Here is a 22,310-nt window from a genome sequence, read left to right as displayed (position 1 = left end):
GGGGCATCCGGGCGACCGCCGGGTCAGGCGGCGGCCGTCACGGACGATGCCGGGCAGGTCGTCAGGTCAGGGCGGCGGCCGCTTCCGCGGGCCGGGAGCGCGTCACCAGCCAGGTGGGCAACCAGGTCGCGCCGACCGTGATCAGCGCGCACGCCCCCACGACGCCCGCGTAGATCCACCACGGCCCGGAGGGCAGAGGGGAGCCGTCCACCGCGATGGCGAACGGCACCAGGCTGATCGCCGACGCCACCGTGCCGAGCAGGACCCCGGTGATCGCCACCATCAGCGCCTCGACGCCGGTCATGCGCATGACCTGGCCCCGGGTGGAGCCGGTCAGCCGTTGCAGCCCGAACTCGCGCCGCCGCCGCGCGGTCGCCATGACCTGCGTGTTGACCACCGCGATCGCGGTGTAGGCGACGATGACGCCGACGAGCAGGTAGTTCACCCACGCCTGGGTGTTCCGCGCGGCGCCGAAGGCGGCGGTCAGCGCGTCGCGGCCCCGCACCTCAAGCCCGAGGCCGCGCAGCGCCCCCGCCGTGGCGTCGGCGCCGTGGGCCGTGCGGACCAGGATCTCGGACGGCGCCCCGGCCGTGGTGTGCGGGGCTAGGGCCGAGGCGGGCAGCAGCGCCATCTCGTTCCCCGTCTCGACCTTCAGCAGCGCGACCACGCGCAGCCTCACCTGGGCGCGGTCGCCGAGCCGCATCGTGACCGTGTCGCCCACGCCGACGCCGCCTCCGATGTTGCGGGCGTGCTCGGCCGTCAGCGCGACCGTGTCTCCCTTGAGCCGCCGCAGATCGCCTGCGGTCACGGTCGTCGCCAGCGTTCCCTCGGCGCCCTCGGCGGTGACGCCGCGCAGCGGCCAGCCCTCCTCGCGCTGCCAGAAGTCGTGCGGGGCGTCGACGTAGCCGGTGCTGGTCACGTACTCCGAGGCCGCGGCGACGCCCTCGACCGCCCGCACCCGGTCCAGGACGCCGGGCGCGGCGGGCGTGACGACCAGGTCGGCGCGCAGGCTGCCGGCGTACGCGCTGGTGGCCGCGGCGGTCTGGGTCGTCTGCATGTACAGGTTCGCGGTGGCCATGCCGGTGGCGAGCAGGACGGGCACGACCGCCGCCGCCAGCCGGGCCGTCCCCGCCCGCGTGTTGAGCACGGCCAGGTGGCCCGCCGGCCCGCTCAGCGCGAGCACCGGCCGGGCCAGCACGGACGTCACCCCCTTCACCAGCGCGGGGGCGGCCAGCGCCAGGCCGATCGCCCAGAGCAGCACCGCCGGCCCCGCCGTGCTGCTCACCAGCGGGCCGTGCATGAACAGCACGGTCACCAGCGCCAGCGCGACGCCACCGGCGAAGCACACCGCGGCCGCGGCCCGCCGTACGGCCCCTGTTCGTACGGGCGGTGCCGCGGCCTCGGCCAGCGCCTCCGCCGGACGGGCCGCCGCGGCGCGCCTCGCGGTGACCAGCGCCGCCACCAGGGCCGACAGCAGCGAGACCGCGACGCCCACGGCCGCGGGCAGCCACCCCTGGCCGTACGCGACGACGCCGGGGACCACGGCGTTGTCCACCAGCCGGTCGAACAGCCACCCGCCGAGCACGGGCCCGAGGAGGCCGCCCGGGAGGGTCGCGGCGATCGACAGCGCCATGGTCTCGGCGACCACCATGCGGCGCACCTGGCCGGGGGTGGCGCCGATGGCGCGCATCAGGGCCATCTCGCGCTGCCGCTGCCGCACCGACAGCGCGAGCGTCGCGGCGACGACGAACATCGACACGATGATCGCCATCGCCCCGAACACGGCCGCGAGCACGACGAGGTTCTCGCGGGCGGGCAGGGCCTGCGGGAACTCGGCCAGCCCGCGTTCGTCCCCGGTCAGCACCACCGCCGACCCGCCCACGGCGCGCTCGACCTGCCCGGCCAGTTCCCGCGCGTCCGTCCCGTCCTTGGCCGTGACGGCCACGGCCTGGACGGCTCCGGTGCTCGACGTGTGGGGGACGGCCGCCGCCACGCCCGGCAACCGGGCCAGACCGCCGGCCAGGCGGGGGTCCAGCGGCACCCGCTCGGGCAGCAGCCCGTACTGGACGTCCTCCTCCTCGTCCTTGGGGTCGGCCTTCGGAAGCGCGTACGACTGGTCGCCGGTCACCACGACGGCCGCGCCCGCCAGTCGCTGCGGCGGGACCGCCAGGCGTATGCCGGTCTCCATCAGCCCGCCGCAGGCGGAGACGATCGCCGCGCCGAGCAGCATCGCGACGAACGCCGCCGCGAACGCGCTCGCGCGGTGGCGCAGCGTGCTCAGAGCCAGAGCCCACATCAGCGGACACCGCCGATCCCGGTCTCCCACGCGCCGAGGTGCGTCATGCGGTCGGCGACCTGCCCGGCGGACGGCCGGTCGAGCGTGCCGGCGAAGCGTCCGTCGGCCAGGAACACGACCTGGTCGGCGTGCGAGGCGGCGACCGGGTCGTGGGTGACCATCACGACCGTCTGGCCGGTCTCCGCGACCGACTCGCGCAGCAGCGCCAGCACCTCCAGCGCCGTACGGGTGTCGAGCGCGCCGGTCGGCTCGTCGCCGAAGACCACGGCGGGGCGGGTGACGAGGGCGCGGGCGATCGCGACCCGCTGCTGCTGGCCGCCGGACAGCTCGTGCGGGCGGTGGCCGGCGCGGTCGGCCAGGCCCACGCGCCGGATCACCTCGGCCACGTGCGCGGGGTCGGCCTCGCGCCCGGCCAGCCGCAGCGGCAGCGTCACGTTCTGCCGGACGGTCAGCGCGGGCAGCAGGTTGAACGCCTGGAAGACGAAGCCGATCCGCTCGCGGCGAAGCCTGGTCAGCGCGACCTCGCCGAGACCGGTGATCTCGTCCCCCTCGAAGCGCACCGAGCCCGACGTCGGGCGGTCCAGGCCGGCCGCGCACTGCAGGAACGTGCTCTTCCCCGATCCCGACGGGCCCATGACGGCGGTGAAGGTCCCCGCGCGGAAGCCGATCGTCAGCCCGTCCAGCGCGACGACGGAGCCGTCGCCCCGGCCGTACACCTTCCGCACGTCGTCGAGCCGGACCGCCTCGCCGGTTCCGCCCGGCACCCGCATGTCCACCTGTGCCGCCCCGCCGCGCGGCGTCGTTCGCTTCATGCCGTCCACGGTGCTCGCCGGGGCTGACAGCCTCAGCACCGAACGCTGACAGGGACTTGAGTTGGCGGCGCAGTGTGGTTTACAGTTCAAACCAGAGGTTTACCAATCAAACTGATTTGAAGGAACGAGCATGAACCGGCTAGAGGACGACGACGGCCCCCTGACCCCGGAAGAGACACTCCGGATCATCGAGGAGCAGCAGCGCTCGACGGTCAGGCGGCTCGGCGGCGATCCGCTGCTGCTGCACGCGCCCTGGGGCCTGGCCTGGCTGACGGGGTTCGGCGCCCTGTTCGCCCACTACGCGTACGGGGCGATCTCCTCGAACACGGCGATCACGGTGCTGTTCGCCGGCATGATGCTCGCCATGGCCGCCAGCGCGTACGGACAGTCCAAGATGGTGGGCCGGGTGCGCGGCCAGTCCTCCCAGCGCGGCATGATGTACGGCCTGGCCTGGGCGTTCGGCTACGCCTCCGTCATCGCGATCGACGTACGCCTCAGCCCGCTCCTGCCCCCGGAAGAGACCGGCCTGCTCTGGGCGGTGACGTCCATGGCGCTCGTCGCCGCGCTCTACGTCGCCGGGGGCGCGATCTGGCGGGACTGGACGATGTTCTTCCTCGGCACGGGCCTCGCGGTGTTCAACCTGGTGGGCGCGGTCGCGGGTCCGACGGTGCACGCCCTGCTCATGTGCGTCGGCGGGGGCGGAGGATTCCTCGTCGTCGGCGTGGCCCGGCGACTGCGGCGGGCCGCGTGAGCCGCGAGCTCGACCCGGTCATCCACGCCCAGGCCAGGCTGCGGGTGGTCGTCGCGCTCAACACCCTCGCCCACGGTGACCAGATCACCTTCCCCGGCCTGAAGGACCTGCTCCAGATGACGGCCGGAAACCTGTCGGTACACCTCAGCAAGCTTGAGGAGGCCGGCTACGTCGAGATCGTCAAGACCCACAAGGGGCGTACGCCGACGACGTACATCTCCCTCACCCGGCAGGGACGCCGCGCCCTGGAGGACTACACGGCCGCGATCCGCGAGCTGCTCGACCTGTCGTAGGGCGCGACATCGAAGACGCCCTGGGCGTCGCAGAGAGGAATCCCCCCCATGACCGAGATCCTTGCCCGCACCGTGGAGGTCACCCGCCGTTATGGCACGGTCACCGCGCTGGACCGGGTCAGCCTGGACATCCGCGCCGGAGAGCTCGTCGGACTGCTCGGCCCGAACGGCGCGGGCAAGTCCACGCTCGTCAACCTGTTCGCCGGCCTGCGGCGGCCGACCTCCGGCGCCGTCGAGCTGTTCGGCGGCTCGCCCCGCGACCCGGCCCGGCGCCGCGGCATCGGCGTCACCCCGCAGGAGACCGGCCTGCCGCCGACGCTGCGGGTCGGCGAGTGCGTCGACTTCGTCGCCGCCCACTATCCCGACGCGCTCACCCGGCAGGCGCTCCTGGAGCGCTTTGGCCTCGCCGACCTGGCCCGCCGCCAGATCGGCGGCCTGTCGGGCGGCCAGAAGCGGCGCCTCGCGGTGGCGCTGGCGTTCGTCGGCCGGCCCCGGCTCGTGTTCCTCGACGAGCCCACCACCGGCCTGGACGTCGAGGCCCGCCGCGACCTGTGGGACGGCGTCCGCCGCTTCCACGACGCGGGCGGAACCGTCGTCATCACCAGCCACTACCTGGAAGAGATCGAGGCGCTGGCCCAGCGCGTCGTCGTGATCGGCGAGGGGCGGGTGCTGGCCGACGACACCATGGAGGCCGTCCGCGGCCTGGTCGCCGTGCACCGCGTCGCGGTGACCGTCCCCGCCCCCTCCGACGTGGCCGGACTTCCCGGCGTCCTCGGCGTCGAGCACCACGGCGCCCGCGCCCACCTGCTCACCAACGACGCCGACGCCCTCGTGCGCGAGATGGTCCTGGCCAAGGTGCCCTTCTCCGGCCTGGAGGTCCGGCCCACCTCGCTCGAAGAGGCGTTCCTCACCATCACCGCCCAGCCGCGGCGCGCGGCCTGACGCCCGGCCACCCCAGGAGCTCGCGATGTCCCTCGTCCTCGTCCACGCCCGCTACCTGTTCCTGGAGACGATCCGCGTCCCCATCGCCGTCATCGGCAGCGCGTTCTTCCCCTCCGCCGCCATGCTGTTCTTCGTCGTGCCGTTCACCGGGCAGGACGCGGTCGCCGCGACCTACGCCACCGGGTCGATGCTCATCTTCGCGATCATGTCGGCCTGCCTGTTCACCTACGGCATCGGCGTCGCCGAGGACCGGGCCCAGCCCTGGGACCCCTACCTGCGCACGCTGCCCGCCGGGCCGCTGCCCCGCTTCGCCGGGCGCATCCTCACCGTCATGGGCATCATGCTGATCGCGATCATCCCCGTCCTGGTCATCGCCGCCCTGCTCACCGCGGCGACGGTGACCCCCGCGCAGTTGCTGCTCGGCCTGGTCGCCCTGCTCGTCGGATCCCTCCCGTTCACGCTGATGGGCCTGTTCATCGGATACGCGCTGCCGTCCAAGGCCGCCGTGGTCGTGGCCCAGGTCGTCTTCTTCCCGATGGCCGTCGGCGGCGGCCTGCTCACCGGCCCGCCGGAGGTCGCCCCCGACTTCATCAAGGCCATCGCCCCCTACCTGCCGACCCGCGGCGCGGTCGAACTCGTCTGGACCGCCAGCACGACGTTCTCGCCCAACGTCCTGTCCCTCGTGATGCTGGCCGCGTGGATCGCCGTCTTCGGCGCCCTGTCCACCTGGGCCTACCGCCGCGACGAGGGCCGCAGGTTCTCCTGACCATCCATCCGGCCGCGCCGGCGCTGATGTATCGACGGCGGGGGCCGTCAGCGCGGCGGCGGACCGAGGGTCTCGCACCCGAGACGCGCCCCCATCCCGGTCATCGCGACCGGGATGGGGGCGCCGGACGTTCACCCACAGGACCGGCCCAAGCCGGTCTTTCGGGCCATCCCCAATAGCGGAGGAGAGGGACGCGGGCACGCCCGGGCGGGTCACACGGTGGCGTGCTCGCGCTGGAAGGTGCGGAGTCCGGCGACCACGAGCGGCACGTACATCAGGGCGAACGCGCCGCCCACCACGTACGTCATGCTGACCGGGATGAACATCATCGAGGCGAACGCGCCGAGGAAGACCGCGGCCGGCCACCAGCCGGCGACGCCCGCACGGGCGAGGCCGACGCTCAGCGAGAGCAGGCCCAGGAAGGCGAGGATCTCGGTGCCGCTCCACAGGGGCATGAACGCCGAGGCGTCCACGGTGTCGGAGATCCGCGCCGCGACGTCGATCGGGAGCTGCCGCCCGGTGACCATCCGCCACCAGTCGTCGCGCACGGCCCCTGACACGTTCAGCAGGCCGAGCGCGGTGGCGAGCGCGCCGAACAGCGTCGGCCACCGGCCCTTGCGACCGCGCACCAGCCCTGGCACCGCCAGCGCGCCGAGGGCGCAGGCGATCAGCCCGTAGTGGAGCAGCATGGCGGACAGCTCCGTCAGGAAACTGTCGCGGGCCAGCGACGTGATGTAGTCCACCGCCGAGTCGGATGCCTGCGGGGGACAGGTCATCATCCCGCCGAGGATCAGCAGGGGGCCGGCGATCAGGGCGCCGCCGGCGGCGCGGCGCAGGAACCCGCCGGTCAGGTTCGCCTGGTCGGCGCGCGGCCCCGTGGTGGTCGTGGTGCTGTGGGTGAGAGAGGTCATGGCGTGTCTCCGTACTGCGGGCCGTTCGTGGACCCAGGTGAGGTCGCGACCCTGGTGACCGCTCCGTAGGGCCGCGGCGGGTCGTCGCTTACGGGGAGAACTCTCCCGCCGGGACCCGCCGCGCCGGATCAGCCATCGCGCACCGTGGTCGCTCCTCGCTCCGGCGGAACGGCCGCCCCCCGGGTCCCCTGTTCGGCGGACGCCGCGAGCTGCGCGGGTCCGTCATCCGGCGGAGTCGCCCAGAGCCGCGCGTGATTACGATCGGTTGCCATGACGATGACCCGGCTGAGGGACGTCCGCCTCATTCCGCTGGTGTTCGGGCCGCTGATCGGATTCCTCGCCATCCTGGAGACGCGCCTCGACGACTCCTTCGGCGCGAGCGCCACGGCGACCTGGATCTCCGGGGTCGCGCTCGGCCTCGGGGTCGTGGTCGCGGCCTGGCACCCGCTGGCGGGCACGGCGATCGCGGCCGCCTTCCTGCCCGTCGCCGTGGTCGCGTTCGACGCGCCGGGAGTGGGCGGCGCGGCGATGATCGGGCTGATCGGGGTGGTCGCGTGGACCGGCTGGCGCGAGCCGCCGCGGCGTTCGGCCGTCGCGCTGTGCGTCGCGGGCGTGTCCTTCGCGTGCATGTCGATCGCGGCGGGCGGCACCGTGTGGGAGCTGTTCTTCGTGCCCGCCGTGCTGCTGCCGGGCTGGTTCATGGGGCTGCTCGCGCGGCGCAGCGGCGAACGCGCGGTCAAGCTCGCCGAGCTGGCCGCCGCGCTCGACGCCGAACGCGAGACCAACGCCCAGGCCGCGGTGGCCCAGGAGCGTACGCGCATCGCCCGGGAGGTGCACGACGCCGTCGCCCACTCGGTCAGCGTGATAACCCTGCAGCTCGGGGGCCTGCGCCGGATGCTCGCCGACCGCCCGGTCGAGCTGGAGGTCGTGGCCGGGCTGGAGCAGCTCGGACGGCAGACGGTGGAGGAGATGCGCGGGCTGGTCGGCATCCTGCGCGAGCGCGTGGACGGCGAACGGCCGACGCCCGCGCCGTCGCTGGCCCGGGTCGGCGAGCTGATCTCGGACGTCCGCGCCGCCGGTCTGGACGTGACGCTGAACGCCCCGGCCGAACCGCCGCGCCTGCCGCCGGTCCTGGACCTCACGGCGTACCGGGTGCTCCAGGAGGCCCTGACGAACGTGCTGCGGCACGCCGGCCAGGTGGCGACCGTGGTCACCATCGACTACACCGCCCAGGCGCTCACCCTGGAGGTCCGCAACGACCCGGGGCGGCCGGTCCCCGAACCGGCAGGTGTTCGGCGCGGCGGCGAGGTTCGGCATGAGGGCGGACCGGCCGGAACGGCCCCTCGGCGCGGCGGCCACGGGCTGGTCGGCATGCGTGAACGGCTCGCGATGGTGCGTGGCACCCTGCACGCCGCCCCCGAACCGGACGGCGGTTTCGCGGTCCGCGCCCGATTCCCGATTCCCCGCGTCTGGTAGGAAAAGCGACATGACCATCTCCGTGGCACTCGCCGACGACGAGGCGATGGTGCGCGTGGGCCTGCGGATGGTGCTCAGCGGCGAGCCGGACATCGAGGTCGTCGGCGAGGCGTCCGACGGCGCCGAGGCCCTCGCCCTGGTGGCCCGCACCCGGCCCGACGTCGTGCTGATCGACGTCCGCATGCCCAACATGGACGGCCTGGAGGCGTCGCGGCGGCTCGTCCGCGACCACCCCGACACCAAGGTCATCGTGCTCACCACGTTCGACGAGGACGAGCACGTCGCCGCCGCCCTGCGCGCCGGGGTCAGCGGGTTCATGCTGAAGATCTCCCCGCCCGAGCACCTCATCGAGGCCGTACGGACCGTCGCGGCCGGCGGGGGCCTGCTGCACCCGGCGGTGACCCTCCGCGTGATCGCCGCCTTCGCCGCCCGGCCCGACCCCGCCCGCACGCCGGTCCGGGCGGCCGAGCTGGACTCCCTCACCGCCCGCGAGACCGACGTCCTGAAGCTCCTGGCCCAGGGCCTGACCAACACCCAGATCGCCGCCCGCCTCTACCTCGGCGAGGCGACGGTGAAGACCCACCTGTCCCGCGTCCTGATGAAGCTCAACCTCACCACCCGCGTCCAGGCGGTCGTCTTCGCCTATGAAAGCGGCCTGGTCCGCCCCGGCGACCACGACCGTCCCTGACCTCCGCGGGCCTTCCGACGGACGGTCACGCGAGCTTTTCGCGGCCGTGCGGCGCGTCCCAGTCGGCCTGGTACGGGTCCACCGCGATCTGCCATGGCTCCCGCGTACGTGCGTCGCCGGCGTACGTGAACGAGGTGAAGTCGGTGGTGTCGCGGAAGGCTGGGCGCTGGTAGAGGTCGCGGGCGTAGGCCCAGAGGTTCGGGAAGTCCACCAGCCGTCGCTCGCTGATCCTCGCCGACGGGTTGTCGTTGACGTCGAACCGGACGAGCGTCGTCCACAGCCGGACGTCGGCCTCGGTGATCTGGTCGCCGAGAAGGAAGCGCCGGTCGGCCAGCCTCTCGTCCAGTCGCTCGAAGGTGGCGATCAGCGCCTGCCTGCGCTCTTCGTACTCCTGCGGGGTGGTGGCCCCGGCCACGCGGGAGGATGCCGTGTTGACGGTGTCGTACACCTGGGCGTTGAGCGCGTCGATCTCCGGGCGCAGCGCCTCCGGGTAGAGGTCCAGGTCGTTGGCCCACGCGCCGAACGCCGCGTTCAGGTCGAGGGTGATGTCGGGGAAGTCGTTGCTGACGATCTTCCCGGTCGTCCGGTCCCAGAGCACCGGCACCGAGATGTGGCCGGGGTAGCCGGGTTCGGTCGCCTCGTAGGCCTCGCGCAGGAAGCGGAATCCGTTGACCGGATCGGCGCCCCGCCGCTCCCGGAACGCCCAGCCGCGCGCGTCGCGCCCTTCGTCGATGTACGACAGCGAGACGACGTCGTCCAGGCCCTTGAGCGTGCGGACGATCACGGCGCGCTGGGCCCAGGGGCAGAACCAGCCGGAGTACAGGTGGTAGCGGCCCGGCTCGGCCTTGAACCCGCTGGAGCCGTCGGCGGTGACGCGTCCCTGGAACGGGTAGAGGGGGCGCTCGCCCCGCTCGAACCCGTTGCCGGGGCCGTACTGCCCATAGGTGCCGTGGTCCACGGGGTCTGCGTACAGAGACACGGTGTTCCTCCTCGCTGGGTGCCCTTCGGCCGCGGACGCGCGCCGGCCGGGGGCGTCAGGAACGCCACCCTATTTAAGGGTCTCCTGGTAGGGAATATTGACTATGTCATGAACTGGTGCAAATCTCCTAGCTGTGGGCAGCGAACCTCTGACGATCGTGGTCGTGGGAGCCGGGCCGGGGGGCACCGTCATGGTCGAGCGCCTCATCGCCAACGCGCCCCCCGGCCGTCCGCTGGAGATCCACGTGGTGGACCCGCACCCCCCGGGCGGCGGGCGGACCTGGCGGCGCGCGCAGTCAGAGCTGATGTGGATGAACTCCCAGGCCGTGGACGTGAGCCTGTTCACCGACGCGAGCGTGCGGATCGACGGGCCGATCCGCCCCGGCCCCGCCATCTACGAGTGGGCGGCCGAGCACGGCCACGACGTCACCCCTGCCACCTTCACCCCCCGGGTGATCCAGAACGCCTACCTCTCGTGGTGCTTCGCGCACATCGTGACGTCGGCGCCGCCAGAGGTCACCGTCCACGTCCACCAGGCCACGGCCGAGTCGCTCACCGAGGCCGACGGCCGTCAACGGGTCCGGCTGGACGACGGAAGCGAGCCCCTCGACGCGGACGCCGTCCTCCTGGTCCAGGGCTACCTCGACGCCGCCCCGGGCGGCATCCACCGGGAACTGGCCGACTTCGCCGCCGCGCACGGCCTGGTCTACATCCCGCCGAACTACGTCGCCGACGTCGACCTGGACGTGATCCCCGCCGGCGAGCCGATGATCCTGCGCGGCATGGGCCTGGGCTTCATCGACACCATGGTGTTGCTGGCCCAGGGCCGCGGCGGCCACTTCGAGCCCCGCCCCGGCGGCGGCTACGTCTACCACCCCTCCGGCGCCGAACCGATCATGTACGTAGGCTCCCGCCGAGGCGTCCCCAACCAATCCAAAATCACCTACACCGACCTCGGGTCGCCGCTCCCCGCCCCCCGGTACTTCGTGCCCGAAACCCTCACCGCGCTACACGACCGGCACGGCCCACTCGACCTCTACCGCCACCTGTGGCCCCTGATCGCCAAGGAACTAGGCCACTTCTACTACCACGAACTCTTCACCACCCACCCCGACCGCGTCACACTGCCCTGGCAGGACTTCCTCCACCGATACGACAAGACCGCCTGGAACGCCGACGAGCATTTCACCAAGCCGCCCGAAGGCCCGCTCCAGAACAACGACGGCAGCCCCCTCATGACGGAGTCCGCGCCTGTGACGGAGGCCGTGGTCGTGGCGGAGGCTGCGCTCGTGGCGGAGGCCGTGCCGAACCCCGAGGACCGGCTCGACCTGGCGACCCTGCTGTCGCCGCTGGAGGGCTTGCGCTTCGACGCCCCCGAGGATCTCCAGCAGTGGCTCCGCTCGTACATCATCACCAACGTCGCACGCCACGCCGACCCCGCCCACAGCGCCGACCTCGCGCTCTTCAAGGGCATGCTGGTGATGCTGGGCCTGATCCTCGACGTCATCAACCGGGGCCTGCTCTCAGCCAGATCCCACGCCGAAGAACTCATGGAGTGGTTCCAAATCGTCTTCAGCTACTACGCCTCCGGCCCTCCGCCCCAGCGGCTCCTTGAACTGGAAGCCCTCTCCCGCGCCGGAATCGTCCACTTCCTCGGCGGCGGCATCACCGTAACCGCCGACCGGGAGTCCGGCCTCTTCCGCGCCCACGGCACCCAGATACCCGGTCACGTCGAAGCCCGGACCCTCATCGAGTCCCGCCTCCCCACCGCGAGCATCACCCGCGCGCAGGACCCTCTCCTACGCACCCTGTACGACAGCGGCGCCATCACCGAAGAGATCCTGACCGCCCAGGACGGCACCCCCTACCCCCTCGGCCGCCTCCGCGTCGAGAACAACCGCCTGGTGAACGCCTCCGGCAAGCCACACCCCCGCCGCTTCGCCCTAGGCCACTGGGTAGGCCGCGGCTTCACCATCACCGGCTTCGCCCGCCCAAGCACCAACGCCCTCCCCTTCCGCACCGCCGACGCCTTAGCCCGCCAAATCCTCACCGAACTGACTCACCCCACCATCCCAACAGGGTCCCCCCGGTCACTGCTTGTCCAGACGATCGGCGATCCGACGTAGAACGGTCGCCACTCGCGGCGACCTGTCATGAGCACGTGGCGCCATGTCCCGCGCCGACGGGTCCAGCACAGGCTTCGCCGCGATCGATCTGCTGTACTCCTCATCAATGATCGCGTGGAACCGCCTCGCTTTACGTGTTTGCGAGGTCCTGATCCGGGCTTCCCGCGCGTCCCTCCAGAAGACCCGCCCCGGGTTGGCAGAGAAAATAGCCGTCGCGCCATGACGAAGGTGGGTCTCGGAGAACGTGCCAAGCTCGAACCTGGTCTGCCAGTAGGAGACGATGAGGTTCGTGTAGAGCTGCTGCCTGAGGGACTTCTCATCCTTCTCGGCGCTGAACACTCCCCAGCACTCACGATAGAGCGGCTCATCCAAGGCCATCGTGATCAGCTCATTGTGCGTCGTCCGCGAGGCCTGTTCCCTGGCGAGCTTGGCCTCTCTCGCCTGTAGTACCAAGGAAACCGTGATCGCTGCCAGTGCGAAGACAGAGATCAGCGCGGCGGCCGCCCCATAGGTCTGTCCTATCTCGCTCCTCCGTGACCAGCCACCGCCATCATCCAGCAGGTCGACCGCCAGTGGCGACAGCACGACAAGCCCCACTGCCAGCAGCAGGAGCACGACGATCAGGAAAGTGGTGAGATGGCGTGCCGAAGGTAAGCTTGTCTGTGCTTTGAGCTTCGCGGGACGCTGGGAGGGCTGGGCGGTCATACCGCCTTTCATACCCCTTGAGGAGCCGGACGCGGAAGGTCCGCGATCTTCCTGGGGAAGTATCGAAGGAGGTCCTCGCCGGTCTGCCAGTATTCGATGATCTCACGACGGCACACGTCGATGAGGTCGGCGTCGGTGAACTTACGCGCTCCCGACAGAACGCCGTCCGTGTACTGGATGTCGTACATCACCGGGGATGCGGAGTGGTGTCCGAGCACTACGACCTCGGGCAGAGGGGTCCGCGTCTCGCGAGGTGCGGCGGCCTCCACAGGCAGTATCCGAATCTCCTCGCCCAACTCGGCCCACATCATGAGCAGGTGCAGTTCCCACTGGAGGTAAGGAGTCGGTGGTTCGGATACGAACCGGATGCGCCGTTGGACGATCCCGCAGCGGTCAAGCTCGCCCTGGTGTGCCCTTCGACCGGGGCGCATCTCACTGGCCAGCCTCAGCGACTCGTCCCAGTCCCCTTCGGCCATGGCCAGCCAGCTCGGGGTAGTTGGCTCCTTGAAGGTAAGTTGTCGCTCCAACTTCCAAGATGCGTCAATCTTCCAAAAATGAAGCTGGAAGTCCTTTTTGTAGTCGTCTAGCGCTAGATACTGTGCGGGGATGTCGCTGAGCTGCTCAATCATCTGGAATGTCCGGTTTCGCCGCCTGGAGAAGGAACCGGGGAATCATCACAACGCGCTCGTCGGCGCGAACGGTGACATCGTCAGGGAGTCGGCTCGCATAACTCGTCGTGACATCTCTTCCCACCACAACGATGTCCCCGTTCTCCATCTCCCATATGTCGGGGCAGCCGTCCGTATTCGCGGTGCCTCCCAGCTCACGCATGGATTTCCCGAGTCTACGCAGAAACTCGGCCCCAGTCTCCGCTTCCCACGGTGTGTCCACTGGCCGCACCTTCCAGGCACATAAACAGGCTCAGGGTCACTCTCAGCGTCACACGGTTGTGGATATATATCAATAAATCATGACGAGCGCTGATATATGTCGCACCCGAAAGGGACGTTTTGCGACGCGCTCGCGGACTAGACTTCGGAACGGTTTCACCTGGAGCGCCAGGTGCTCTCTCTGCGTGTAAGGCCATGAGGACACGATCTTCAGCCTGCCGTCCACGTGCCACCACGCCGGAGCCACGCGTCCGGATTCATCATTCAATCGCTTCGCACGTGGCCCGTGGAGTAGCAGCGGCACCAGCCCCACAGCCCATCTCGGCGACGACGCCACGTGGTCAGCCCGGTCATGGGTGTCATACGCGTTCAGGCGTCTTGTGGCCATCATGCGCGCTCAGGCCAGGTCGCCTGGCGGCGCGATTGGACGCTGGGTGGCCGGCCACGCGGTCATTTCCGATGTACGGGCAGATGTGAGCGAGCGTGCACAGGTTCGATCAATCCCTACGCTAAGCAATACGAACTGCCGCACTCGTCGGATTCGGCAGCAGGCACCGAACCTGTTTCCCGATGGGCGTCAACGCGACGTCCCACCCCGGCGCCAGCGCATCTAGCAGCCACAGCCCTCGCCCCGACTCGGCCTGAGCGTCACCGGGCGCGACACCCGTCCGTACCGGCAGCCGATCGGGACACGGGTCATGAACCCTCACCCACACCCCGCGGCTGTCCGCCTCAACCTCCACCACAACCGGCGCCCAGTGCCCACACGCCCGCACCGCATTCCCAACTAGCTCAGACGCCACCAACCGCGCCGACTCAACCACCTCCATCTCGACGCCGGCGGCCCCCAACACCACCTGCGTAACCTCCCGAACCGCCCGAAGGTTCTCCTCACACACATTCATGTGCACAACAAACCCGTCCTCCCGGACCGCCAGGTAGAACCCCAGCCCGGCCTCCACTCGATCCTTGCCCATGGTGCCCCTCCTTCCGCTGACGGTTGTTGTATCTATGCAGCAGTCGAAATGTCGCAGTACGCACCGAGAGCGACACGGACGGTGACGAATGCCGTGCTGGAAGCATGGACCTTGTGACCGTTGCCTGCAACCTTGTCACCGAAATTCGAACAGCGACTTTGGTGATCTACTGATCCCTCGCCGACCGTGATGGAACACTGCGCCTATGCCGAACGCGCGTCCTGTTCCGACCGTCCGCCGACGGCGGCTGGGTGAGTCTCTGCGCAGCTTCCGCAACGCCGCCGGGCTCAGCCTGGACGCCGCGGCGGATGCGGTGGGGTGGAAGGCCCCCAAGCTGTCCCGCATAGAGAACGCGAACGCCCACATCCGCCCGGCCGAGGTCGCCGCGCTACTCAAGACGTATGGCGTGCGCGATCGTGAGATCTTCGAGGCGCTGGAGAACCTCGCCAGGGACGCGAGCAAAAAGGGCTGGTGGCAGACCTACAGCGGCTTGGTCGCTCCCGCCTACGCGGACTACATCTCCCTGGAGTCCGACGCCGACAGCATCCGAGTTTTCGCCCCGCTACTCGTCCCGGGCCTGCTCCAGACGGCTGCCTACGCCCGCGAGACCATCGCCGGCATCACAATGACCCGCACTCCTGAAGAGATCGCAGCCCTCGCAGAAATACGCCTGGCACGCCAGGCTGTCCTTACCCGCCCCACCGGCGCCTTGAAGGTCTGGGCGATCATCCCCGAAGCCGTCCTCCACCAACGCTTCGCCGTCAGACCCGACACCATGCGAGACCAGCTCCGCCGACTCCGCGAGTACGCCGAACTCCCCAATGTGACGATCCAGATCATGCCCCTGCATGCCACCCCACACCCAGGCTGCGCAGGCGGCTTCAGCCTCGTCGGCTTCCCGAACGCCATGCCCGAGGTGGTCCTCCTGGAAAACCTCATCGGCGCCACGTATGTTGAAGGCGTCGTTGAGGTAAATACCTTTGCTGACGCTTTCGACCGGATTGTCGCCGCCGCATTGCCGGTGGATGACTCCACAGCACTGATCGCATGCTTAGAGGAAGGCAACATGCGGTGAACGACCGCGAGATGGATCACTACACCTGTGACCTCGCAAGTCTCGGCTGGCGCAAGCCTGCGGCCAGTGCCGCAGAGAACGACTGCGTCGAGGTGGCCAATCTATCTGGGGGCGCCAAGGCGGTACGCGACTCCAAGAACCCGGACGGCGGTGTCCTGTGCTTCACAGCCTCCGAGTGGGACGTTTTCCATCAAGGCATACTGCTTGGGCAGTTATGACAGCCTGTATTACTGCGGTCGTGCACCAGGTGGTCACTGGTCGGACGGCATCGCGACCGGAAACGACAGACTGGATGAACAAAGCGAAATCGGCGATGCTCGGTCTGGGGCATGTACGTCGTAAATTTATCTCCAGACGGTCTCTGCGAGGCGCCAGGAAATCGAAGCCGCTGGTACCTGAACGCTTACCCTTACTTGTTGCGCCGAAATCTCAACGGGCCTAGCTGATCTTGGTGCGGTGCTGATTAAATTGCTCATGACGCACATGGTCCTCCTGGCCGAGGAAGGCCTTGAACTGACCGAGCTTGTAGGCAGTCGCTGCCTTTCCGTTACATATGTTGATGTAAAAGTCGCGGCTGAGAAGGGCGATGCGGCGCTCTAGTTCGTGGGGCTCCAATGCCAGTTTGGTAGCACGGATGATCTGGGCGGCAGTCATGAAGTCACCGTTGTCGCGCAGAGCTCGATAAATCGGATCGTGTGCTGTATCGAGATCGTGCTCCCGGCGATCAGTCGTCCGGTTGAGAGCAGCTCTGATTGCGATACCAATCGCCTTGGCTACTGGGGGTGGAAAAGCATTACCGATCTGTCGGTAATTTGAGGTCTTTTTGCCGGTAAAGATCCACTTGAATTCATTGTCATCCCAACCTTGGAGGCGGGCGACCATCTCACAGGTCAGTTTAGGTCCGACTAGGAACTCGTCGTCAGGATTCGGGGCATGATTGGCAATGCCTAGGGCATCCACCCCCAGGTCGGCCCAGGCACGCTTGGCCCTTGTAGGGCCTAGGTCCGCACCGCCATGCTTCTTCGATCCGCCTACAATTGTAGGTGCAATATCGTTAGCCTTCTCTGCCCATTCCTCGGCACCTCTCCAGCCATTGATTGACATGAGAGGGAGCAAGGTCTCGCCGACCGTGGGCGCCTCACCAGCGGGCTCTGGCCAGTGAAAGTAGGCGAAATCCGCTGGCTCCATCGCTACGAGAACGAACCGCGGTCTGAGTTGGGCAACGCCGAAGTGCGACGCTTGCAGCAGTCGCCACTCGGCGGCGTAGCCAAGCTCCTGCAGTCGATCAAGTACGTGCTGTCGGTAACCGGCAAAGCGGGGCATGCTCAGACCGCGGACGTTCTCCAGCAAGAGCGCACGGGGCTTCATGGTCCTGGCCTGCTCTACAGCCCAGGCGAAGAGGTCACGCTCGTCGGTGGCACCTAGTTGCTTCCCGGCGATGGTGAACGGCGGGCAAGGCACACCACCTGCCAGGAGATCGATCGGGAAGCGGCCGGGCCCAGGTGCGTAGTCTGCAGGATCCCATACCGAGAGGTCCGCAACATCACCCTGAACGACCTTCCACTGAGGGCGATTGTGTCGCAGGGTGTTCACGGCATTCTGATCTAGTTCGACGGCGAGCTCGTGCTCAAAGCCGGCCTGCTCCAGGCCTAGAGCCTGGCCGCCGGCGCCGGCACAGATCTCGATGACACGGAGTGGTTGCTCAGTCACGAGGGCCTTCTTCATAGTCTGGGTGCAATGCGGGCGATCGGAGCTGTATCGTCGCGGACGAGATCGGGAGCCCGTGCCCACTGGAAAGAATGTGTCTAACGGTAAGAGAGTGCAAGCCAGAGAACAGGCCCACGAGCGAGGGCTCTACCCTGCACCGCTCAACGAGGGTAGATCGCGGAACATGCAGGCCAACCGCCGGGCGGACACCAAGCCGGAGGTTGTGCTGCGCAGTGCGTTGCATCGATTGGGCTACCGCTATCGGAAGGACTTCCGGCTTGATCTTCAGGGAGTGAAGGTCCGGCCAGACATCGTCTTCACGGCACGCAAGGTTGCGGTGTTCGTCGATGGCTGCTTCTGGCACGTCTGTCCACTTCATGGGCGGCAGCCGACGACCAACGAGTGGTACTGGGCGCCGAAGCTGCGCCGGAACGTGGAACGGGACAGGACCGTTAACGCTGCTCTGGAAGGTGCGGGGTGGCGGATAGTTCGTCTCTGGGAGCACGAACCCCTGACCTCCGCCGTCGAGGCGGTGGTCGCAGTGTTGACCTCCCAGTCCGAACATGTGAGCGATATTAGCGCAAGTGGCTGACGCTTTCACTGTGACCTTCGAAGGCCGCAGCAACTAGTGAGTCTCCTGGGGTCGGCCAGCCAAGCCCACCTCTAATGAGACGATATGGCAGAGACGCTCCGTATGGCGTACTGCTCCGAGCGCCCGCGTTTTCTCGAGTGCCGATTATCCGGCGCGGGGCTGCGTGGAGGTGGATTGGGGGGCCGCGTCCCGCCCGGGCGGGAAATGGTGGTTCTTCCTTTCATAGGGATTTGTGATGATTATCCTGGCCATGGGGGTTCTCCGACTAGAATAGGGACGGGGGAAGTCAGTAGTGATGTGACCATCGGATGCATGCCGGAGCTGGTTGCCTCCGGTGGCACATCCAGTCGTGCTGACTCCCAACGCCCGCCTAGCGTCTGATCCGCAGGGACAGCTGCGAGAAGCCAGTCGCGATCAACGGTTGCTACAGCTAGAGGTTGCAGATCGTGGCTAAGCCGGAGAACCGTGAGGACCCATGTGGGATCCTGGGTCGAGGTTTCGAACTCGTTGCGTGATAGATAGATCCTTAGTCGTCCGCGACGAATGGTCGTCTTTACTTCGAGGTGAATGGATCGGGAAGGTGTTTCTACGGATATGTCATACCCATATCCGTCCGACTCGGCAGCCATATGTCGGACGGTGGCGCTGGTAGCATCAGAGAGAAGCTTCATCAGCGCATGTTCCCCTGCACTGCCGATGCGGTGACGCTCGGCAGTGTCCACCTTTCCCCAGCTGTGACGGACCAAGGCCAAGGCCTGGCGGGGACTTAGCCCGAGAGTATTTGCAGCGCGCATCGCATCTTCAGGCAACTCTGTCGTTGAGGATACGAGCACGTCAGCGTCGGCCAGCCAAAGAGTGCCACTTATGGCTGCCTCGAACAACTCCGACCGCTGCGGCGAGGGTGAGATAACTCGCCCAGAGGTGTCGATTATCCCGACTTTCTGCAGCCAATCGTATGCGGCTGAGTACTGCGTTGGGGTGAGATCGCCGAATGCGTTGTATGAGATAAAGAGGGCACGGGTGCGGGTAACCTCCGAGGTGGGTAGGTGTTCCAGCCAGCGGACGGCAGCTTTCAGTACTGGGTCAGGGGGAACCGGCACGCAGATGCCCTAGTAAGGCTTGGAGATCGCGCGGATCCAGTCCGCCTCCGATCTCTGGTTCTTCGTCAAGGTCGGCAAGTTGTTGGATAGCCGGGTCATCGAGGATTTGGCCCATGAAGTGGAGTTTGTCCTCCAGTCGCTGAGCGACAACGTCATCGATCGTGTTTTGAGAGGTCAGGACAGTGATTCTTGTCACGGTGCCAGAAGGCAGACCGAGTCGATGAATGCGGTCGAGACTCTGCAGGAAGCGGCCGGCCGCAAAGTCCCGGTCGACGTACACTGCATCATGGGAGTCGTGATGCAGATTGATACCTTCGCCGAGAGTCGCTGGATTAGACAATAGGACCATGCAGTCCGGATCGTGTCGAAATCGATCGATCTGTGCCTCGCGGTCCTCAGTTCCGCCGTGAACAATCGCTGGAGAGAAGTCCTTGAGGATCTGCCCCAATGTGGTGATGCTGCGGATGAAGGTTGACCATACTAGGGTCTTTCGGCCGACTGCGGCATTGTCCGCGACGATGGCGAGTGTCTCTCGATACTTTGGAGATAATTCATAGCTGGGCAGGTCCCGCATGAGATCCAGCAGTGGCGAGCCTTCAGGCACCACCAGGGGCGAGACCTGATAGGCGAGTGGTTCATATCGCGTAGTCCCGACCGACAGCAATGCGGGGCTGATCGCGGCCATCAGCAGGTATACGAGAACCTTGCCTAGAGCGTGGAAATCGTTCTGTGAGGTAGCGGCACGGGCGGAGTACAGACCGATCAATGCGTCGTAGATCTCGCGATGGAGGGGTGGTAGAGGGATATCTCGTCTAGTGATAGTGACCGCGGGCAGGCCAAGCTCGTCCTTTGTGGTGCGGGCGAACAGGGGACGGAGGACCCTGCTCGCCTTGCTCAGATCGCCGCCCGCGACCGCCTGCACGACGGTCCGTCGACCATGCCCCGGCCATACGAAGCCGAGCAGATTCTCCAGGTCCTTTGCTCCGTTGGGGGCAGGTGTCCCAGTCAGGATGAGGCGTCGATGGGCGCGCGGGCCAAGTGCGAGGCAGGCCGCGCCGTACGTGCCTTCGGCGCCCAGTTTCATACGGTGTGCCTCATCGAGGATGAGAAGTGACGGCTGGGCAGTTAGCCAGCGAACTAGTGGGGCGAGAGCGTTCTGTAGCCTCTCGTAGTTAATAATCAATGCATCGGCAGCGGGATCGATGATCTTGTCGAGAATTGACATGCGCAGTGGCTCAGCCAGGCACTCGGGATTTTCTGACTGCCATGACTCGTAGCAGGATTTCGGCCCGACGATTAGGAGGCGCTGTACGTGTCCCTCGTGTCGTAGCGCTTGGAAGATAGCCAGACCTACTCGAGTTTTTCCTGCTCCAGGCACAGAAAAATTGGCGCCATGGCGCAGCGATAGTAGTTTGGCAATATCTCGTTTTTGAAAGGTAGTTAGAGGTCCAATCCATCCAGACCCAAGGCGATCGGGAACTGAATGGGGCGTAACCGGATTCTCCTCTCCGCCACTGAGTCGTTCACTCACAGTGCGGGCGTCCATCGTGGTATCCCGCGCGAGGACGGCTAGTGTCGGCTCCCAAGTGACTGATTCGGGGTAAGGCCAGGTCGCCAGTTCCGCAAGATTTACCAGGAGGTCGTCAAGGGCGACATCTGCCGAGCTGCGATTGCGCTGACGGCCGCTTCGGAACCGAGTCACCAGGCGGCGCAGCTCATCGTCGTAACCATCAGGCACCCGGAGCAGCGCCATGGATGCGTTGTCCCCGAAGACAATTTCTAGGCTCGGTACAGACTCGCTCATGAGCGGTCTTTCACCGCTTCGAGAAGCCACGCGACTCCGTCACCCGGTTCGGTGAAGGTGCGCGCTACCTGCTTAGCGAGCTTGTCCAGGGCCTGCTTCAGTCGGATGACTGCATCGTCGAAGGCCTCTTCGTCAAGCACGCGGGTGGCGCGCGCCTGGGCAAGCTCTCCGGCACACAACTCGATGTCATCACAGGCATCCGACAGCCGTTCTGGAGCTGCTAGCTTACGCTGCCGCAGTCGAGAGTCCCGGCCGGCGGGATCGAGGGCGCGGTCAAACGAATCCTTGGCCGCCTTCATGATGTCCGTTGCCGCAGCGACCTGGGCGGTATCAATCTTTGTGCCAGCTTGGGCGGTCGCTCTAGCCTGGAGTAGCTTGTCTGTAAGGGCCCTCGTTGCCTTTGCCGCCGGGGCGGCGTCAGGTACGGAGAGTCCGCCCAAGCCGGGGATTTCGACCGGCGCAGACGCTTGTCGGGCAGGTTTGATCGCGGAGGGAAGCTTCGGTTCAAGATATTTCTCGTGGAAGTCAGCCTGGGCAAGTCGTACGTCAGTCTTGGCATAACCGAGAAGGATCATCGCGAGACGCGACTCCTTGATTGCCTCAGCGGCATCTCGGTCAGTGGCTGCCTTCTCCGCGTACACGCGGTGGAGTTCCCGGAACGTCTCCTGATGCCTCTCGAAGTCCACGAGTCGTAGTGCCGCGCCGTCCGGGGTGCGGCTGCGCTCGATGGCCTCCCGGATCACGCTGTATACCCACCGGTCACGTTCGAGTGTTGAGGCTTTGATACGGAACTCCCTCGCAATGTCGTCCGTACGACGACCTGCCTTAGTTTGTTCATCGATCGCGATCAGCCGGTTGATGTATGAGTAGTCGTCCTTACGGAGCTGGAGAGACAACTCGACAGTATTGATGTCATCCCAGGTTGCGGACTCAGGCAGAACGCCTACGCGAATGTACCTCTCGCCGAGTTCGCGTAGGGCGGCGCAACGCGTGTTGCCATTGACCAAGATCCCGTACTGGGTGATGATGCCAGGATCCTTCTGGCCAAAGCTTTCGAGATCATCGCGGAGCGTTTCGAAGTCTGGATCGACCTTGTCCGGGTCTGATGGCTGGCATTTAAGCAAGGTACCCAGGTAGTCCTGGCCGATCTTTCCCCACGGGTTGTCGTCCAGAGCGCGATCCCGGATCGGGTCGAGAGTCCGCTGCGCGCGGATGCGATGAGTGTCAGGGTTGTAGTACAGCAGGTCGACTGGTACCGAAATTACGTAGAGATGCTTCTGCTGGCCACGCCACTCGATGGTGATCTTCTCGCCGTTGGTCTGTACGGCTTCAGCGAGACGATCCTCCACCATGGACTGGATCTCGTGACCTTGTGGTGGAATGTCATACTTTGTCACCATGTGTGAATGCTCCCTCGCTCC

At 67.2% G+C, this 22,310-nt stretch carries 22 protein-coding genes; 10 read left to right on the top strand and 12 right to left on the bottom strand.

What is annotated here, in order from left to right; translation table 11 throughout:
* Positions 1-61: 61 nt before the first annotated feature.
* Positions 62-2,296 (bottom strand): ABC transporter permease, encoded by a 2,235-nt coding sequence (locus tag BJ982_RS01645; protein ID WP_184875878.1) that lies wholly within the window; start codon positions 2,294-2,296, stop codon positions 62-64.
* Positions 2,296-3,108 (bottom strand): ABC transporter ATP-binding protein, encoded by an 813-nt coding sequence (locus BJ982_RS01640; protein ID WP_373869708.1) that lies wholly within the window; start codon positions 3,106-3,108, stop codon positions 2,296-2,298. The genes BJ982_RS01645 and BJ982_RS01640 overlap by 1 nt, the downstream gene beginning before the upstream one ends.
* Positions 3,109-3,238: 130 nt before the next feature.
* Here BJ982_RS01640 and BJ982_RS38795 point away from each other — a divergent pair, with 130 nt between their 5' ends.
* The 4 genes from BJ982_RS38795 to BJ982_RS01620 are packed head-to-tail and all read left to right on the top strand — an operon-like array spanning position 3,239 to position 5,860.
* Positions 3,239-3,859 (top strand): transporter, encoded by a 621-nt coding sequence (locus BJ982_RS38795; RefSeq protein WP_184875876.1) that lies wholly within the window; start codon positions 3,239-3,241, stop codon positions 3,857-3,859.
* The gene (locus BJ982_RS38790; RefSeq protein ID WP_184875874.1) at positions 3,856-4,152 is read left to right on the top strand and encodes a transcriptional regulator; all 297 of its coding nucleotides are present in this window, start codon (positions 3,856-3,858) and stop codon (positions 4,150-4,152) included. The genes BJ982_RS38795 and BJ982_RS38790 overlap by 4 nt, the downstream gene beginning before the upstream one ends.
* A 48-nt stretch (positions 4,153-4,200) precedes the next feature.
* Positions 4,201-5,094, top strand: a complete 894-nt coding sequence (locus tag BJ982_RS01625) for an ABC transporter ATP-binding protein (protein ID WP_184875871.1) — start codon at positions 4,201-4,203, stop codon at positions 5,092-5,094.
* Between the two features lie 25 nt (positions 5,095-5,119).
* Positions 5,120-5,860, top strand: coding sequence for an ABC transporter permease (locus tag BJ982_RS01620; RefSeq protein WP_184875869.1), 741 nt, complete (start codon positions 5,120-5,122; stop codon positions 5,858-5,860).
* A 212-nt stretch (positions 5,861-6,072) separates the two neighbouring features.
* Here BJ982_RS01620 and BJ982_RS01615 read toward each other — a convergent pair whose 3' ends face one another.
* The gene (locus tag BJ982_RS01615) at positions 6,073-6,771 is read right to left on the bottom strand and encodes a hypothetical protein (RefSeq protein WP_184875867.1); all 699 of its coding nucleotides are present in this window, start codon (positions 6,769-6,771) and stop codon (positions 6,073-6,075) included.
* A 270-nt stretch (positions 6,772-7,041) separates the two neighbouring features.
* On the opposite strand from BJ982_RS01615, the gene BJ982_RS01610 reads away from it, so the two are divergent.
* Together BJ982_RS01610 and BJ982_RS01605 are read left to right on the top strand one after the other, a co-directional pair.
* On the top strand, positions 7,042-8,247 hold the full coding sequence (locus BJ982_RS01610; RefSeq protein ID WP_184875865.1) for a sensor histidine kinase: 1,206 nt from the start codon (positions 7,042-7,044) through the stop codon (positions 8,245-8,247).
* Between the two features lie 10 nt (positions 8,248-8,257).
* A complete protein-coding gene (locus BJ982_RS01605) occupies positions 8,258-8,935 on the top strand; it encodes a response regulator (protein WP_184875863.1) in 678 nt (225 codons plus the stop codon).
* A gap of 25 nt (positions 8,936-8,960) precedes the next feature.
* Here BJ982_RS01605 and BJ982_RS01600 read toward each other — a convergent pair whose 3' ends face one another.
* A complete protein-coding gene (locus tag BJ982_RS01600; protein ID WP_184875861.1) occupies positions 8,961-9,914 on the bottom strand; it encodes a glutathione S-transferase C-terminal domain-containing protein in 954 nt (317 codons plus the stop codon).
* Between the two features lie 133 nt (positions 9,915-10,047).
* Between BJ982_RS01600 and BJ982_RS01595 the strand changes: the two genes are divergently transcribed.
* The gene (locus tag BJ982_RS01595; protein WP_203959461.1) at positions 10,048-12,039 is read left to right on the top strand and encodes an FAD/NAD(P)-binding protein; all 1,992 of its coding nucleotides are present in this window, start codon (positions 10,048-10,050) and stop codon (positions 12,037-12,039) included.
* Here the strand turns inward: BJ982_RS01595 and BJ982_RS01590 are convergent.
* From BJ982_RS01590 to BJ982_RS01575, 4 genes are all read right to left on the bottom strand, one after another.
* Complete coding sequence (locus BJ982_RS01590; RefSeq protein ID WP_184875859.1) at positions 12,004-12,744, bottom strand: DUF6082 family protein; 741 nt, start codon at positions 12,742-12,744, stop codon at positions 12,004-12,006. The two genes, BJ982_RS01595 and BJ982_RS01590, sit on opposite strands and share 36 nt — an antisense overlap.
* Before the next feature lie 8 nt (positions 12,745-12,752).
* Positions 12,753-13,373 (bottom strand): DUF6879 family protein, encoded by a 621-nt coding sequence (locus BJ982_RS01585; protein ID WP_184875858.1) that lies wholly within the window; start codon positions 13,371-13,373, stop codon positions 12,753-12,755.
* On the bottom strand, positions 13,366-13,575 hold the full coding sequence (locus BJ982_RS01580; protein WP_221482258.1) for a hypothetical protein: 210 nt from the start codon (positions 13,573-13,575) through the stop codon (positions 13,366-13,368). Before BJ982_RS01580 ends, BJ982_RS01585 begins: the two co-directional genes overlap by 8 nt.
* A gap of 568 nt (positions 13,576-14,143) precedes the next feature.
* A complete protein-coding gene (locus BJ982_RS01575; protein WP_184875854.1) occupies positions 14,144-14,611 on the bottom strand; it encodes an ATP-binding protein in 468 nt (155 codons plus the stop codon).
* Between the two features lie 205 nt (positions 14,612-14,816).
* Between BJ982_RS01575 and BJ982_RS01570 the strand changes: the two genes are divergently transcribed.
* Entirely contained in the window at positions 14,817-15,686 is an 870-nt protein-coding gene (locus BJ982_RS01570) for a helix-turn-helix domain-containing protein (protein WP_184875852.1), read from the top strand.
* Complete coding sequence (locus BJ982_RS01565) at positions 15,683-15,904, top strand: DUF397 domain-containing protein (RefSeq protein WP_307784666.1); 222 nt, start codon at positions 15,683-15,685, stop codon at positions 15,902-15,904. Before BJ982_RS01570 ends, BJ982_RS01565 begins: the two co-directional genes overlap by 4 nt.
* A gap of 220 nt (positions 15,905-16,124) precedes the next feature.
* Here the strand turns inward: BJ982_RS01565 and BJ982_RS01560 are convergent, their stop codons facing one another.
* Positions 16,125-17,396: a DNA cytosine methyltransferase gene (locus tag BJ982_RS01560; protein WP_239123722.1), complete on the bottom strand. Its 1,272-nt coding sequence runs from the start codon at positions 17,394-17,396 to the stop codon at positions 16,125-16,127.
* Between the two features lie 73 nt (positions 17,397-17,469).
* Here BJ982_RS01560 and BJ982_RS01555 point away from each other — a divergent pair, with 73 nt between their 5' ends.
* Entirely contained in the window at positions 17,470-17,985 is a 516-nt protein-coding gene (locus BJ982_RS01555) for a very short patch repair endonuclease (protein WP_373869707.1), read from the top strand.
* Positions 17,986-18,224: 239 nt separating this feature from the next.
* On the opposite strand, the gene BJ982_RS40840 is transcribed toward BJ982_RS01555, so the two are convergent.
* From BJ982_RS40840 to BJ982_RS01540, 3 genes are all read right to left on the bottom strand, one after another.
* On the bottom strand, positions 18,225-18,656 hold the full coding sequence (locus BJ982_RS40840; protein WP_373869709.1) for a protein NO VEIN domain-containing protein: 432 nt from the start codon (positions 18,654-18,656) through the stop codon (positions 18,225-18,227).
* Positions 18,657-19,068: 412 nt separating this feature from the next.
* Positions 19,069-20,889: a DEAD/DEAH box helicase gene (locus BJ982_RS01545; RefSeq protein WP_184875844.1), complete on the bottom strand. Its 1,821-nt coding sequence runs from the start codon at positions 20,887-20,889 to the stop codon at positions 19,069-19,071.
* Positions 20,886-22,289, bottom strand: a complete 1,404-nt coding sequence (locus BJ982_RS01540; protein WP_184875842.1) for a ParB N-terminal domain-containing protein — start codon at positions 22,287-22,289, stop codon at positions 20,886-20,888. Before BJ982_RS01540 ends, BJ982_RS01545 begins: the two co-directional genes overlap by 4 nt.
* Positions 22,290-22,310 lie beyond the last annotated feature (21 nt).

This window comes from Sphaerisporangium siamense (assembly GCF_014205275.1).
Taxonomy (GTDB): domain Bacteria; phylum Actinomycetota; class Actinomycetes; order Streptosporangiales; family Streptosporangiaceae; genus Sphaerisporangium; species Sphaerisporangium siamense.
Note: the sequence above shows the minus strand (reverse complement) of the source record. Positions and strands in the feature narration are given on the sequence as shown.